Source organism: Azonexus hydrophilus (assembly GCF_038368255.1).
In the GTDB taxonomy this organism is placed as follows: domain Bacteria; phylum Pseudomonadota; class Gammaproteobacteria; order Burkholderiales; family Rhodocyclaceae; genus Azonexus; species Azonexus hydrophilus.
On the sequence record NZ_CP151406.1, the window covers coordinates 3,087,056 to 3,101,541 of the forward strand.

Annotated in this window: 15 protein-coding genes; 1 reads left to right on the plus strand and 14 read right to left on the minus strand. The window is 59.7% G+C overall.

Features of this window, described 5'->3' with window-relative positions; genetic code table 11:
* Nucleotides 1-17 precede the first annotated feature (17 nt).
* From cheA to motA, 4 genes are all read right to left on the minus strand, one after another.
* Complete coding sequence (gene cheA, locus AADV58_RS14925; protein ID WP_341743571.1) at nt 18-2,342, minus strand: chemotaxis protein CheA; 2,325 nt, start codon at nt 2,340-2,342, stop codon at nt 18-20.
* An 83-nt stretch (nt 2,343-2,425) separates the two neighbouring features.
* Nucleotides 2,426-2,791, minus strand: coding sequence for a response regulator (locus tag AADV58_RS14930; protein WP_028994478.1), 366 nt, complete (start codon nt 2,789-2,791; stop codon nt 2,426-2,428).
* Between the two features lie 90 nt (nt 2,792-2,881).
* Complete coding sequence (gene motB / locus AADV58_RS14935) at nt 2,882-3,826, minus strand: flagellar motor protein MotB (RefSeq protein ID WP_341743572.1); 945 nt, start codon at nt 3,824-3,826, stop codon at nt 2,882-2,884.
* Nucleotides 3,827-3,859: 33 nt separating this feature from the next.
* Complete coding sequence (motA, locus tag AADV58_RS14940; protein WP_028994477.1) at nt 3,860-4,717, minus strand: flagellar motor stator protein MotA; 858 nt, start codon at nt 4,715-4,717, stop codon at nt 3,860-3,862.
* 169 nt (nt 4,718-4,886) lie between these two features.
* Between motA and AADV58_RS14945 the strand changes: the two genes are divergently transcribed.
* Complete coding sequence (locus AADV58_RS14945) at nt 4,887-5,417, plus strand: NUDIX hydrolase (protein WP_341743573.1); 531 nt, start codon at nt 4,887-4,889, stop codon at nt 5,415-5,417.
* Nucleotides 5,418-5,424: 7 nt separating this feature from the next.
* Here the strand turns inward: AADV58_RS14945 and AADV58_RS14950 are convergent, their stop codons facing one another.
* The 10 genes from AADV58_RS14950 to AADV58_RS14995 all read right to left on the minus strand — a co-directional run bounded on the left by AADV58_RS14950 (nt 5,425) and on the right by AADV58_RS14995 (nt 14,454).
* Nucleotides 5,425-6,045, minus strand: coding sequence for a hypothetical protein (locus AADV58_RS14950; protein WP_341743574.1), 621 nt, complete (start codon nt 6,043-6,045; stop codon nt 5,425-5,427).
* 16 nt (nt 6,046-6,061) lie between these two features.
* Nucleotides 6,062-6,184 (minus strand): DUF3149 domain-containing protein, encoded by a 123-nt coding sequence (locus AADV58_RS14955; protein ID WP_245580507.1) that lies wholly within the window; start codon nt 6,182-6,184, stop codon nt 6,062-6,064.
* 42 nt (nt 6,185-6,226) lie between these two features.
* Complete coding sequence (locus tag AADV58_RS14960) at nt 6,227-6,739, minus strand: FixH family protein (RefSeq protein ID WP_341743575.1); 513 nt, start codon at nt 6,737-6,739, stop codon at nt 6,227-6,229.
* Between the two features lie 7 nt (nt 6,740-6,746).
* Nucleotides 6,747-8,153 carry a cytochrome c oxidase accessory protein CcoG gene (ccoG, locus tag AADV58_RS14965; protein WP_341743576.1) on the minus strand — a complete coding sequence of 469 codons (1,407 nt, stop codon included), beginning with the start codon at nt 8,151-8,153 and terminating at the stop codon, nt 6,747-6,749.
* A gap of 110 nt (nt 8,154-8,263) precedes the next feature.
* On the minus strand, nt 8,264-9,157 hold the full coding sequence (ccoP, locus tag AADV58_RS14970) for a cytochrome-c oxidase, cbb3-type subunit III (RefSeq protein ID WP_028994472.1): 894 nt from the start codon (nt 9,155-9,157) through the stop codon (nt 8,264-8,266).
* 15 nt (nt 9,158-9,172) lie between these two features.
* Entirely contained in the window at nt 9,173-9,349 is a 177-nt protein-coding gene (locus tag AADV58_RS14975) for a CcoQ/FixQ family Cbb3-type cytochrome c oxidase assembly chaperone (protein ID WP_028994471.1), read from the minus strand.
* A 5-nt stretch (nt 9,350-9,354) separates the two neighbouring features.
* Nucleotides 9,355-9,987, minus strand: coding sequence for a cytochrome-c oxidase, cbb3-type subunit II (ccoO, locus tag AADV58_RS14980; protein WP_342664000.1), 633 nt, complete (start codon nt 9,985-9,987; stop codon nt 9,355-9,357).
* 19 nt (nt 9,988-10,006) lie between these two features.
* On the minus strand, nt 10,007-11,434 hold the full coding sequence (gene ccoN / locus AADV58_RS14985) for a cytochrome-c oxidase, cbb3-type subunit I (RefSeq protein ID WP_341743577.1): 1,428 nt from the start codon (nt 11,432-11,434) through the stop codon (nt 10,007-10,009).
* Nucleotides 11,435-11,809: 375 nt separating this feature from the next.
* Nucleotides 11,810-12,013, minus strand: coding sequence for a cbb3-type cytochrome oxidase assembly protein CcoS (ccoS, locus tag AADV58_RS14990; protein ID WP_028994468.1), 204 nt, complete (start codon nt 12,011-12,013; stop codon nt 11,810-11,812).
* Complete coding sequence (locus tag AADV58_RS14995; RefSeq protein WP_341743578.1) at nt 12,013-14,454, minus strand: heavy metal translocating P-type ATPase; 2,442 nt, start codon at nt 14,452-14,454, stop codon at nt 12,013-12,015. The genes ccoS and AADV58_RS14995 overlap by 1 nt, the downstream gene beginning before the upstream one ends.
* Nucleotides 14,455-14,486: the final 32 nt, after the last annotated feature.

The window sequence follows — 14,486 nt, forward strand, 5'->3', positions numbered from 1 at the left end:
AACTCCTCATCTGCCGGTCACCCGGCCTTCTGCATGCTTGTCCTGGCCATCGCAGCGATGGCCGATACATCGAGAATCAAAGCCACATGACCATCGCCCATGATGGTCGCGCCGGAGACACCCGGCACCTTGCGGTAATTGGCTTCCAGGCTCTTGATCACGACCTGGTGCTGGCCGAGCAAGGCGTCGACGAACAGGGCAACGCGCGCGCCGTCGGCATCGAGTACGACCATGATCCCCTGGGTGAAATCGGTCCACGCCGACTTGAGATTGAACATTTCGTGCAGCACGACCACCGGCAGGTATTCGCCGCGCACCTGGACCACCCGTGCCTGGTTGGAGAGTGTCTTGATGTCACCGGGCGACGGCTGCAGCGATTCCAGGACATACGACAGCGGCAGGATGTAAATCTGGTCGCCGACCGCCACCGACATGCCGTCGAGAATGGCCAGGGTCAGCGGCAGACGGACCGTCATCCGGGTACCGATCCCGAGCATCGAGTCGATTTCCACACGGCCGCCCATGGACTGGATGTTGCGGCGGACAACGTCCATGCCGACCCCGCGCCCCGAGACATCGGTGACTTGATCGGCAGTCGAGAAGCCGGCTTCGAAGATCAGGTTGAACACTTCCTGATCGCTCATCTGATCGGAAACCGGCAAGCCGCGCTCGCGCGCCTTCTGCAGGATCTTGTCACGCGGCAGGCCGGCACCGTCGTCACCGACTTCGATGACGATGTTGCCGCCCTGATGATAGGCCTTCAGCGTAATCGTCCCGGTCGGGCTCTTGCCGGCGGCAATGCGTTTTTCCGGCGACTCGATGCCATGATCCAGACTGTTGCGGATCAAGTGGGTCAGCGGATCAGTGATGCGCTCGATCAGGCTCTTGTCCAGTTCGGTCGTCTCACCCAGCGTCTTCAGTTCGACCTGCTTGCCGAGCTTGGCCGACAGATCGCGAACCACCCGCGGAAAACGCGAGAAGACAAAGGAAATCGGCATCATCCGGATCGACATCACCGATTCCTGGAGGTCGCGGGTATTGCGTTCCAGTTGCGTGAGCCCGTTGAGCAGCCGCTCCGGTGCAGCATCCTGCATCTGGGCCGAGGTCTGCAGCAGCATCGCCTGGGTGATCACCAGTTCGCCGACCAGATTGATCAACTGATCGACCTTTTCGATGCTGACGCGGATCGAGGAGTCCGCCGACGCACTGACGGGTGCCTTGGCTTGCCGCTCGGCACGGGCCGGGACAGGCTTGGGCGCGACCACCTCGACCGGCGGCGCGACCGGTGCGGGCGGCGTCAGCGGCGCAAAGAAACCGAAGCCATCGCCCTCTTCGGCCATGGCCACAGGCGGTTCAGCCGGTGCCGGTGCAGCGACCGGCAGCGGTTCGAAAAAGCCGTAGCCGGCGTCGTCATCCTTCTTCTCCGTGGCTACCGTCGGCAGCGGCTCGAAGAACCCGTAAGCTTCATCCTCGACCGTCGTGGCCGGCAAGGGCTCGAAGAAACCATAGGCCTCTTCTTCCTTGGCGGCATTCGCGTACAGGCCGTAGCCGCGCGCCTCGTCCGGCAGCCCCGGAGAATCGGGGAAAAAACCGAAAGCCGTCGAGCCATCGGCCGCCACCGCAGTATCTTCGGTGATGCGCCAGGCGCCGTTCTCGGCGATGAAATCGATCTGGTCGACAAAAGCCTCCTGCGGCTTGTCAGTCAGCAGGCGCAATTCCCAGTAAGCGGCGCTTTCATCGCCCGCTTCGCTGCGGCTGACAATGACCAACTCACCCAACGAGCGCAATTCGTCAAGCAGATTGTCCAGGCCAACGCCCTGGACAGCAATTTCGGTGGGTACGAACTGGATGTCGAACAGCCGTCGCCCGGTTTCCTCGGGAATCCTGACCGCAACTTCGTCATCGGCAGGCGCAACCGGCGCCAGCTCCGGCGAGGATGCAGCGGCCGGCGCAGGCGCATCGGAGAGCTGGCGCAAACGGCCGCAAATCTGCGTTACCAGCTCGGGATCAACCGTGCCGCGCCCCTGATGGGCTTCGAGCATGCTGCGCAGCACATCGCCGGCTTCAAGAAAGGCATCGACCATCTCGGCGCGCAGCGGCAACTCCGCCTTGCGGATACGGTCCAGCAGGTTTTCCAGGATATGCGTGGTTTCGGCAAGATCGGTGAAGCCGAACGTGCCTGCGCTTCCCTTGATCGAATGGGCGGCCCGGAAGATGGCGTTCAGTTGCTCCAGATCCGGATTGTCGATATCCAGATCGAGCAACAGGGATTCCATCGCAGCCAGATGCTCCTCCGATTCCTCGAAGAAGACCTGGTAAAACTGACTCATGTCAATTGACATGCTTTCTCCTCAGACGACCGCGATCGAACCGGCGGCCGGAAACGGATGCATCCGGGCATGCTTCCCGGACGAGCCAGAACCTCTCAGCCAATCACCTTGCGCACGACTTCAATAAGCTTCTGCGGATCGAAAGGCTTGACCAGCCAGCCGGTGGCACCCGCCGCGCGTCCCTGCGACTTCATCGCATCGGATGACTCGGTGGTCAGCATCAGGATCGGCGTCGAAGCGTATTGCGGCAAGGCGCGAAGATTGCGGATCAGGGTCAGGCCATCCATGCGCGGCATGTTCTGATCGGTCAACACCAGGTTGACGCTGCGCGACTTGGCCTTGTCCAGGCCATCCTGCCCGTCGACGGCCTCGACCACTTCATAACCCGCACTTTTCAACGTGAATGAAACCATTTGGCGAATGGAGGCAGAATCATCAACAGCAAGAATGGTTTTGGCCATTTTTCCCTCATCTCTCTACAGAAATTCAAATTCATCCCGGACGGCGACAGGCCTTCCCGGGAACCGCGTATTCATACTTTGCGTCCGGACTTAACCCGCGCGCCCGCTGGGGGTCGTTGGCAACTGCAGCACCGGCGGTGCGATATCGTCACCGTCGGCATCATCCGGATTATTCTCTTCGTTCAGAATCGCCCGCTCGGTCCGCTGATTCAACACAACAATGCTGATCCGCCGGTTGACCGGATTCAAGGGGTCGTTCTTGTCGAACAACAGTGTCGAACCCAGACCGACGACGCGCAAGACCTTGTGATCGTCCATGCCGCCAGCAACCAGCTCGCGCCGCGAGGCATTGGCCCGGTTGGCCGACAATTCCCAGTTGGAGAAACCGCCAACACCCCCAACGAAGGGCGCCGCATCGGTATGGCCGGCCAGACTGATGCGGTTGGACACACCGTTCAGGGCCAGACCGATCTGCTGCAGCAACTGCCGCGTATAAGGCTTGACCGTATCGCCGCCGGAATCGAACATCGGCCGATTCTGTTCATCGACGATCTGGATGCGCAAGCCTTCGGAAGTGATGTCCAGCAGGAGTTGTTTCTTGAACTGGGCGAGTTGCGGACTCTGCTCGATCATCTTCTCGATGTCTGCCTTCAGCAGTTCCAGGCGTTCCTGCTCTTTACGCCGGAATTCCAGCTGGGCTTCCTTGGAGAAAGTCGTGCGCTTGGCTTCGACGTCGCCCTTCTTGACCTGGCCGGACTGGCGGGTGAGATCCTGGCCGCCGCCCTTGAGAATGCTTGTTGCGTCACCCGAGCCCGCACCGCCAGACAGCGACACCTTCATCGGGTTCTGGAAATAATCGGCAATGCCCTGCAGATCGCCCTTGGACGTGGAGCCAAGCAGCCACATCAGCAGGAAGAAGGCCATCATTGCCGTCACGAAGTCGGCGTAGGCAATTTTCCAGGCGCCACCGTGCGCACCGCCGGCAACGACCTTCTTGCGTTTGATGATAATCGGGCGGGTGGAGTCGTCGCTCATCTATATTCGCTCTGTGTCGGCAGCATGTGCTGCTTACTTGCCCTTGCGGGCCTTGAGCTCTTCCTCGAGTTCGCGGAAACTCGGGCGCTCGTGCGCCCCCAGCGTCTTGCGCCCGAATTCGATGGCCACCTGCGGCGCATAGCCTGACATCGAAGCCAGCAGGACCATCTTGATGGTCTTGTAGATCACCCCGGATTCGTTGGCTTTCTGCTCAACCTGACCGGCAATCGGCGCGACGAAACCATAGGCCAGGTAGATACCCAGGAAGGTACCGACCAGCGCGCCCGCAATCATCTTGCCCAGCACGGCCGGCGGCTCGCCGACCGAGCCCATCACGTTGATCACCCCCATGACCGCGACCACGATACCGAAAGCAGGCACACCGTCGGCCACCTTCTGAATGACGTGCGCCGGTTCTGCCTGTTCATGGTGATGGGTCTCCAGTTCGACGTCCATCAAGCTTTCGATTTCGACCGTATTCAGGTTGCCACCGACCATCATGCGCAGATAATCGGTCATGAAATCGAGTACGTGGTGATCGGAAACGATATTCGGATACTTGGAAAAAATCGGGCTGGCCTCGGGATTCTCGACATCGTTTTCAATCGACATCAAGCCTTCCTTACGCACCTTGGACAGGATTTCGAACAACAACGCCAGCGCATCGACGTAGTAGGCCTTGTTGTAGGGCGATCCCTTGAGCGCACCCGGTATGGCCGCCACCGTGGCCTTGACCACCTTGATGTTGTTGCCGGCAACGAAACTACCAACGGTCAGACCGAAGATGGCGATGTATTCCAGCGGGACCCAGAGCGCCAGCAAGCTGCCGTGCACGGCATAGGTGCCTAATGCCGAAGCCAGGATGATGACGTAGCCGACGATCAAAAACATGTGAAACCCCTTTAGCGCCCCCTGAGGCGTTACCGACAGGTCGTTCTATCTATATTGTGTTTCGCTATTGTAGCCACAGGCTTCCGGGAAGCGCAAAGGAAGTTGCCAGCTGCTACAGCAAGGATCAGCAGTGATAGACTGCAAGTCCACCGTTTCCCAACACTCCGGAATGTCGTACTGCACCCGCTGCGGCAGCGCTGCCTCCCTGACCATCCCAGCCGGCGACAACCTGGCGCGACAAGTATGCACGAGTTGCGGGCATATTCACTACGATAATCCGCGCATGATCGTCGGCTGCATCGCCGAATGGGAAAACAGGATACTGCTTTGCCGGCGCGCCATCGAACCGCGCCTGGGTTACTGGACACTACCGGCCGGCTTCATGGAAAACGGCGAGACAACCAGCGAGGCCGCTCGCCGCGAGACACTCGAAGAGGCTGGCGCACAAGTCAGCGTTGACGCCGCCTTCGCGCTGGTCAGCATCGCCCACATCAATCAGGTGCACCTGTTTTACCGCGGCCGGATGACCTCATCGTCTTACAGCGCCGGCGAGGAAAGCCTGGAGGTTGCGCTATTTCACCCGGACGAGATTCCCTGGGAGGAACTCTCCTTTCGCAGCGTACGCCTCTGCCTGGAGCACTACCTGGCCGACCGGCAACAGGGCGGTTTCGGCTTCCACGAGCACAGCCTGGAACCTTGAACCGGGTTCAGGCGCCGACAATCCGGGCTCGCAACTCCAGCTGATAGCGCCCGGATTGCCAGGCCACAGGCAAGGGAGTCGTGGCAACTGCACCGCTCATTGCTGCCAGCAGGCGAGCGGCAATCACCGGGTCAAGCACCCCCGACAGGCGCAAGGATGGCGGCGCCAGCCCGGACTGATAGTCGATGTGGAAAATCAATTCACCCGGCGGCACGGCACTTCTCAACGCTTCGTCGAGCAAATTTCCGAAGGCCCTGCCCAGCGCCAGTCGGTATGCCGACAATTCTTCGCCAGCAGGTATTGCCTGAAGACCTCGTTCGATTTCTGCTGGGCCGCTTTGGGCATGCCCCCGCACATCCGGGCGCCCAGTTGGCGCCTTGTCCACGGGAACCGGAGCGCGACCGGGGACGCGTGCCTGCGGCGCCGTATCTGCAGCATGCTGTGGCAAGCGCTTCGACTGATGGCCAAGCACTGCACTTAGCTTGCCGCTGCCTTCCGGCTGCTGCGGCCGGGGAAAATCCAGCCCAAAATACACCAGCAGATGCAGGAACAGCGACAAAGCTAGCGCCTTCCCCACCCCAAAAAAACAATCCCCGCTACTCTCCTTGAAGCAGCGGGGATCGTTCATTACCGAATGCCGGGAATTACTTACCCTTGGCGCTCAGTTCCTCGTTCATCTTGCTCGAATAGAGCTTGCCCATGACGGCGCCAATTACTACCACGCCGACAATCACGCCCAGGCTCATCAAGCCGATATCACTCGTCAACAACAGTTCCCAAGCCATAAACACCTCCCACTAACAAAAAAATCAACCCGCTTTCGCATCCAGGCGCAGCGGCTCATCAAAGCCGGCCTGCCACTCCCCTTGAAGACGCCATTGGCCCGCAGGATCTTCAAGCGTGACATGCCAGCGACCGGCCAGATCTTCAGCCAGTACCCCGCCGTAGAAACCCGCCCCTTCGGATTTCAACGCAACATTTTGATCCCTGCCATCGATCGTCGGATGCGTCAGACGCAAGACGATCTCTTCCGGCAGAGCCGTCGTTTCCTTGGCCGTGATCAACAAGCGCACATTCAGGCCGGCACGCATCACATCGGCATGCAGACCCAGTTGCGAAGCCTGGTGATCGCGCTCCAGTCGCTGGTTCATCGCCAGCCCCTGCTTGTAATAATCGTCGGCTACCAAACCGTCGGCACTCACCACAGCGATCCAGATGGTGAAGATCGCGGCGATGATCACCAGCCCCGGGCCGGCCATCAAAATCCACGGCCACGGCTCCTTGTACCAGGGTTTGCTATCAGAAGTCATCGTTGCACTCATGGTTCTCTCAGGGCATCAGGAAAGAGGCCTTTTCGCGAACGGAAATTTTCTCGTCCGCGTCAGCCTGGATATTGAAATAAATGGTGTTCGCGCCACTCTTGCCCGATTCGGGCGGAACACGAACGACCACGGTGAATTCCAGATTTTCGGCACTACCGACTTCGACCGGGCGTTCTTCTGCCAGATGCACGCCCGCCAGACCATCAACCGAGATTTTATAGCGTTGTGCCTGTTCGGTTGTATTCATGAACTTCAGGTTATACACATTCTCGATCGAGCCATCGTCGGCTTCCCGCGACAATGTCGATCGATCGCGAATGACGTCGACCATCAAGGGTACCCGGGTCGCCAGCGACCACGCCGTTGCAATGCAGATCAGGATGAGAATACCCGTGTACAACAGGATACGCGGACGCAGAATGTGACCGACCACCTCCGAGGCGCCGAATTTCTTTTCCAGGGCATTTTCGGTGGTATAGCGGATCAGGCCATGCGGCTTGCCGATCTTGTCCATGACCGGGTCACAGGCGTCGATACAGGCACCGCAACCGATGCACTCGTACTGTATCCCCTTGCGGATGTCGATTCCGGTCGGGCAGACGACAACGCACAGACCACAATCCACGCAGTCGCCCAGCGCCGTCACATCGGCATCCTTCTTCCGTGCGCCCCGCGGCTCACCGCGTTCCGGATCATAGGTGATGACCAGGGTATCCGGATCGAACATCACGCCCTGGAAACGGGCATAGGGACACATGTACTTGCACACCTGCTCGCGCAGGAAACCCGCCTGCATGTAGCAGAAACCGGCGTAGAACAGCGTCCAGAACATCTCCCAGCCGGACAGGCCGAACGGCAGCGCGGCAAGCAACTCCTGCATGGGCGTGAAATAGGCGACCAAGGTGAAACCGGTCCACAGCGACAGGGCAATCCACAACAGGTGCTTGACCGCCTTCAGCCGGAACTTCCTGGCCGTCATCGGTCCCTTGTCCAGTTTCATCCGAGCCGAACGATCCCCTTCGATGCGGCTCTCTATCCACATGAAGATTTCGCTATAGACCGTCTGCGGACAGGCATACCCACAAAACAGCCGCCCGGCAATGGCAGTAAACAGGAATAGCGCGTAAGCGGAAACAATCAGCAGGACGGCCAGATAAAACACGTCTTGCGGCCACAACACCAGGCCGAAGAGATAGAACTTGCGCTCGACCAGATGGAAAAGGACCGCTTGGCGATCATTCCAGACCAACCAGGGGGTCAGGTAGAAGATGGCTTGGGTCAGCCAGACGAACACCCAGCGCCACGTCGTCCACCAGCCCTGGACATCGCGGACATAAATCTTCTTGTGCTTTTCGTAAAAAGACACTTCTGCCGCAGGCTTTGCCTCCGGAGTATTTTCGTCGCCAAATTTCATCTTATCTCTTTATCAAAATTACGCTGCTGCAGGCAACGCAATTTTGATAAAACCGCTTCGACATCGCAAGAAAAGGGTGGCCAGTGGCCACCCTTTTTTGTCAAACGCGCTTACTTACCACCCAGGCTGGTCACGTAGGCAGCCAGCAGATGCACCTTGGCATCGCCCAGGAATTCCTTCCAGGCCGGCATCTTGTTCTGACGACCATTGGTGATCGTCTCGATGATGGTGGCTTCGGAAGAACCGTACAACCAGACCTTGTCGGTCAGGTTCGGCGCACCGAGGGCCTGCATGCCGGTACCGTCAGCACCGTGGCAACCGATACAGCCCGCTTCGGTGTAAGCCGTTTCACCCTTGCCGGCACGAACAGAGTCATGCGGCAGACCGGACAGGGAACGGACGTAGTTGGCCAGATCCTTGATCGTCTCACCACCCAGGGCTTCGTGCGGGGGCATCACGCCCATGCGGCCATTGGCAATGGTTTCAACGATCTGTTCGGCCTCACCACCCCACTGCCAGTCGCCATCGGTCAGGTTCGGGAAGCCCTTGGCACCGCGGGCATCAGCACCGTGACACTGCATACAGTAGGTCAGGTACAGGCGCTTGCCCATTTCCATGGCCTGCTTGTCTGCGGCAACCGCCTTGAGGTCCATGGCCATGTACTTGTCGTACAGCGGCTTGACCTGGGCATCCACCTTGGCCACTTCTGCAGCGTGCTGACCACCGGAGGTCCACCCCAGCATGCCCTTGAAGTTGCCCAGACCCGGGTACAGCGCCAGATAGACCAGCGCAAACACCACGGTGATCACGAACATCCAGCTCCACCACTTGGGCATCGGGTTGTTGTATTCCTCAAGGGTTTCATCCCAGACGTGACCCATGGTCTTGCCCGGCGTGAAAGTCGCCTTGCCCTGGACGATCAGGAGAACCGCGCAGGCCAGAATACTGCCCAGCACGATCACGATGACGTACAAGTTCCAAAAATCGCTAACGAAATCGCTCATTTGCTTTCCTTTATTTCAGCGCGGGTGCGACGTACGGGACGCCGCACCATCATCATCACCTTCTGCGAACGGCAGGTTGGCAGCTTCTTCGAACCCCTTCTTGCTGCTCTTGCCGTATGCCCACCACACGATTGCCAGAAAACAGACCAAACCGGCAACCGTCAGAAGCGAACGCAGATCGTTGATGTCCATGGCCATCACTTCATGGCGCTCAATGCGGTACCCATGCCCTGGAGATAGGCGATGAGAACATCCATTTCCGTCATGTCGCCGATGTCAGCCTTGGCCGCCTTGATTTCCTCATCCGAGTACGTCGGGATGCCGCGCATATTGGCGTACATGCGCATCACGCCCATCTTGTCCTCGATCTGAGCTGCCACGCTGGTCTTGGCCTTGGTGCTGGCCAGGAATGCGTAGGCGGGCATGTTCGATTCCGGCACAACGTCACGCGGATTCATCAGGTGGGCACGCTGCCATTCGTCGGAATAGCGACCGCCGACACGATGCAGGTCCGGACCGGTACGCTTGGAACCCCACTGGAACGGGTGATCATAGACAAACTCACCCGCCACCGAGTAGTGGCCATAACGCTCGGTTTCGGCGCGGAACGGACGGATCATCTGCGAGTGGCAGTTGTAGCAGCCCTCACGCAGATAAACTTCACGACCGGCCAACTGGACTGCCGTGTAGGGCTTGACCCCTTCAACCGGCGTCGTCGTGGACTTCTGGAAGAAGAGCGGCACGATTTCCAGCAGCCCACCCCAGAGCACCACAAACAAGGTCAGAACGAAAAGCAGGCCTACGTTCTTCTCAATTTGCTCATGCTTCAACATTGTTTTCTCTCCCTAATCAGGCGTGATGAGCAGCCGGAGCGATCACCGGCGCATCCTTGGTGTTGCCACCAGCCATGGTCTTGAACATGTTGTAAGCCATGATCAACATACCGGACAGGAACAGCACGCCGCCGAGCCAACGAATTGCCCAGAACGGATAGGAACCCTTGACCGATTCGACGAAGCTGTAAGCCAGGGTACCGTCGGCATTGACTGCACGCCACATCAGGCCCTGCATCACACCGGCAATCCACATCGAAGCGATGTACAGAACGGTACCGATGGTGGCGATCCAGAAGTGAACCGTAACCAGGGCGGTGCTATACATTTCGCTCTTGCCGAACAGACGCGGCAGCAGGTAGTACATCGAACCGATCGACACCATGGCCACCCAGCCAAGCGCACCGGAGTGCACGTGACCAACGGTCCAGTCGGTGTAGTGCGACAGGGCATTGACGGTCTTGATCGACATCATCGGACCTTCGAACGTAGACATACCGTAGAAGGACAGCGAGGTGATCAGGAACTTCAGGATGGGATCGTCGCGCAGTTTGTGCCAGGCACCCGACAGGGTCATGATGCCGTTGATCATGCCACCCCAGGACGGTGCCAGCAGGATCAGCGAGAACAGCATACCGACGGACTGGGTCCAGTCAGGCAGCGCGGTGTAGTGCAGATGGTGCGGACCCGCCCACATGTAGGTGAAGATCAGCGCCCAGAAGTGCACCACCGACAGACGGTAGGAATACACCGGACGGCCAGCCTGCTTCGGCACGAAGTAGTACATCATGCCCAGGAAGCCTGCGGTCAGGAAGAAGCCGACGGCGTTGTGGCCGTACCACCACTGGATCATTGCGTCCTGCACGCCAGAATAGACGGAGAACGAACGGGTCAGCGAAACCGGAACGGCGGCGCTGTTAACCAAATGCAGCAGGGCAACGGCGATGATCATCGAACCGAAGAACCAGTTGGCCACGTAGATGTGGGAAACCGTGCGCTTGGCGATGGTGCCGAAGAAGACCAGACCATAGGAAACCCAGACCAGCGTGATCAGGATGTCGATCGGCCATTCGAGTTCGGCATATTCCTTGCCGGTCGTGAAGCCGAGCGGCAGCGAGAGCGCAGCCAGCAGGATGACGAGTTGCCAACCCCAGAAGGTGAAGGGGATCAGCGGGCCGCCCCAGAGGCGGGCGTGACTGGTACGCTGAACGCACCAGTAAGACGTTGCAAACAAAGCGCAGCCACCAAACGCAAAAATAACCGCGTTGGTATGCAGCGGACGCAGACGGCCATAAGCCAGCCACGGTCCATAGTTAAGCTCCGGCCAGACAAGCTGGGCGGCAATAATGACACCGACAAGCATGCCGACGATGCCCCAGATGACAGTCATGACGGCGAATTGCCGTACGACCTTATCGTTGTATGTGGTTTGTGTTCCAGACATGAACCCACCTCTCGTTAATGAAAAACGGAATGCCCACCTCCCTGAACCCAAGGGGGCACATAAAAGCGGATGGTATTCTAGTTGAGACGGGGTGTTTTGACCTAGATCAAGCTACTGACTATCTGGCTTGACCATGGGTGATTTTCCTACGCCCAGCAAGCTTTTTCCCGGACATCACCAGTCACGGAAGCGACAAAAAAACCAGCAATTTCAGATAATCGACTGGTATTGCCAAACATCGCAAATCAGCGACAAGTGAACAAAAAAAGGGTGCGTCGCAACGCACCCCAACCCCAACAGAGAAATTTCGCAAGCCGTTCGACTTGCATCGCCGAGGATATTGACAGTCGCGAGCCTCCCTGGTGTTGACGCAGGTCAAATTTCGTCTTTTTTGTCGTCCTTTTTCTTTTCCTGCTCGGCCACTTTCCCCTGCGCCGCCTCATCGTCGTCCATCAACACCTTGAACGCCGGCCCTTCGAGATCGTCGAACTGCCCACTCTTGACCGACCACCAGAAGGCCGCCGCGATACCAAAGACCAGCAGGACCGAGATCGGCACCAGCAAATAGACACTTTCCATCAATCGTTCTCCAGGCGCTGGATGCGCAGCGAGTTGACCACCACCAGCAAGGAACTCAGGGACATGCCGATGCCGGCCATCCACGGGGTCACGTAACCGGCAATGGCGGCCGGCAGCGCAACAATGTTGTAGGCAAACGACCACCACAGGTTCTGCCGGATGACGACCAGCGCGAAACCGGCTCGGCCAAGCCCCTTGTGCAGATGCCCGAGATTTTCCGAAAGCAGCACGAAATCGGACTGCGTCCGCGCCAGTTGCGCACCACTGCCCATGGCCACCGAGACCTGGGCCTGCGCCAGCACCGGCGCGTCGTTCACGCCATCGCCGACCATGGCGACGATGGCCCCGGCCGACTGCAATTCAATCACAGCAGCATGCTTGCCGGCCGGCGTCATGCCGGCACGCACGTCGTCGATCCCCAGTTCGGCCGCCACGCGGGCCGCAACCGCCGGCGCGTCGCCGGTGAGCAGGACGACCTGACGGCCGCCCCGACGCAGATCCCCGACCAGCTTGCGCGCCTCGGGGCGTAACTGGTCGCCGATGCGGAACAAGGCCAGCGGCCCTTGTGTATCGGCCAGCAGGACCACGGTATCGCCGCTTTCCAGCCAATCCCTTGCCACTGCCGGCAGGGCAGCATCGCTGATTGCCAGCGCATACGCCGGCCGACCGATACGATAACGCCGGCCGTCAATCACCGCTTCGATCCCCTGCCCCGGCTCACTGATCGAATCCGTCGCCTGCCAGCGCGCATCGCCGGGCGCAGCATGGCGCAAGGCCATGGCCAGGGGATGTTCGGAAGCCTGTTCCAGCGCCGCTGCCAGATTCAGACTATCCTCCCGGGACATTTCGCCGAGAACCAGAAGGTCCTGCAGGTGCATCTGCCCGGTGGTCAGCGTTCCCGTCTTGTCGAAAACGAAATGTGTCGCCCGCGCCAGGGTTTCAATGGCGTGACCGCGCGTCACCAGCAGGCCGTCGCGGGCCAGTGAACCGGCGGCCACGGTTAGGGCGATCGGGGTCGCCAGTGCCAGCGCACAGGGACAGGTCACCACCAGCACAGAAACGGTGATCCACAGGGCACGCGAGGGCTCGACCAGGTACCAGCCAAACGCGGTCAGGATCGCCACCACCAGCAGCGCCGCCACGAAATAGGTGGCAATCCGGTCGGCGATTTCGACGATGCGCGGTTTTTCCAGCGAAGCCCGCTCCATCAGGTCGATGATTGCCGACAGCCGGGTTCCCTCCCCCACCTGATCGACGCGAACGACCAGCGGGCTTTCAGCATTGACCGACCCGCCAGTCACCGGATCGCCGGGCTGTTTGGGTACCGGCAGGCTTTCCCCGGTAAGCAGCGCTTCGTTGGCGCAACTGATCCCTTCGACCACATGTCCGTCAGCCGGAACAATGTCTCCGGGACGGACCAGCACATGGTCGCCGACCCGTAGATCGGCCACGACCACTTGCGTCGCTTCGCGGTCGGCGGGGAAGTTCACAATCTTCTGGGCAAAGGCCGGCAGCAGCTTGGTCAGCGCCTCGGTCACGCTCAAGGCCTTCTGGCGGGCAGTCATTTCGAGGTAGCGACCGCCGAGCAGGAAGAAGACGAACATCGTCACCGAGTCGAAATAGACTTCGCCTCCCTGAATGAAGGTGGCCCAGCAACTGGCGGCAAACGCCAGCCCGACACCCAGGGCCACCGGCACGTCCATGCCGACGCGCTTGAGCTTGAGGTCGCGCCAGGCGTTGCGGAAGAATGGCGCCGACGAGTAGAAAACGACCGGGATGGTCAGGATCAGGCTGGCCCAGCGCATCAGGCTCTCGATGTCGGCGCTCATGTCGCCGTCGGCGATATACACCGGGTAGGCGTACATCATCACCTGCATCATACCGAAACCGGCGACCCACAGACGCCACATCGCGCCACGCCGCTCGTTGCGGGAAATTTCCTCGTTCTTCGCCGCGTCGTAGGGATAGGCGCGATAGCCGATGGCGGCGACCGCCCGCAGGATGTCGGACAGCTTGATGCGCGACTCGTCCCAGCGGACCCGCGCCCGCCGCGAGGCGTAATTGATGTCCACGGCGATCACGCCGGGCAATTTACCGATGTGCTGTTCGTTGAGCCAGATGCAGGCGGCGCAAGTGATGCCCTCAAGCAGTAGCGAGGCTTCCCTGTCGTTCTCGCCAAGCGCCTTGACGAAACTCTTCTGGAATTCGGCGTGATCGTAGAGCGCCATCTGCTCCAGGATCGCCGGCATGGCTTCGCGCGGCGACTCGGGCAGCGCGTCGCGACTCCGGTAGTAGTCGGCCAGACCGTTGTCCACGATTGACTGGGCCACCGCCTGGCAACCGTAACAACACATCGCCTTCGTTTCGCCGTTGATGACAACCGGCAGATCGACATCATCCGGAATGGGCAGACCGCAGTGATAACAGGAGGCTTTTGACATGCAACAAAAAAGGCACCGGAGTGCCTTTGCGG

Excerpts from the sequence above, each read along its gene's own strand:
- cheA (WP_341743571.1), bottom strand. The coding sequence starts at position 2,342 with ATGTCAATTGACATGAGTCAGTTTTACCAGGTCTTCTTCGAGGAATCG.
- AADV58_RS14930 (WP_028994478.1), bottom strand. The coding sequence starts at position 2,791 with ATGGCCAAAACCATTCTTGCTGTTGATGATTCTGCCTCCATTCGCCAA.
- motB (WP_341743572.1), bottom strand. The coding sequence starts at position 3,826 with ATGAGCGACGACTCCACCCGCCCGATTATCATCAAACGCAAGAAGGTC.
- motA (WP_028994477.1), bottom strand. The coding sequence starts at position 4,717 with ATGTTTTTGATCGTCGGCTACGTCATCATCCTGGCTTCGGCATTAGGC.
- AADV58_RS14945 (WP_341743573.1), top strand. The coding sequence starts at position 4,887 with ATGTCGTACTGCACCCGCTGCGGCAGCGCTGCCTCCCTGACCATCCCA.
- AADV58_RS14950 (WP_341743574.1), bottom strand. The coding sequence starts at position 6,045 with ATGAACGATCCCCGCTGCTTCAAGGAGAGTAGCGGGGATTGTTTTTTT.
- AADV58_RS14960 (WP_341743575.1), bottom strand. The coding sequence starts at position 6,739 with ATGAGTGCAACGATGACTTCTGATAGCAAACCCTGGTACAAGGAGCCG.
- ccoG (WP_341743576.1), bottom strand. The coding sequence starts at position 8,153 with ATGAAATTTGGCGACGAAAATACTCCGGAGGCAAAGCCTGCGGCAGAA.
- ccoP (WP_028994472.1), bottom strand. The coding sequence starts at position 9,157 with ATGAGCGATTTCGTTAGCGATTTTTGGAACTTGTACGTCATCGTGATC.
- AADV58_RS14975 (WP_028994471.1), bottom strand. The coding sequence starts at position 9,349 with ATGGACATCAACGATCTGCGTTCGCTTCTGACGGTTGCCGGTTTGGTC.
- ccoN (WP_341743577.1), bottom strand. The coding sequence starts at position 11,434 with ATGTCTGGAACACAAACCACATACAACGATAAGGTCGTACGGCAATTC.
- ccoS (WP_028994468.1), bottom strand. The coding sequence starts at position 12,013 with ATGGAAAGTGTCTATTTGCTGGTGCCGATCTCGGTCCTGCTGGTCTTT.
- AADV58_RS14995 (WP_341743578.1), bottom strand. The coding sequence starts at position 14,454 with ATGTCAAAAGCCTCCTGTTATCACTGCGGTCTGCCCATTCCGGATGAT.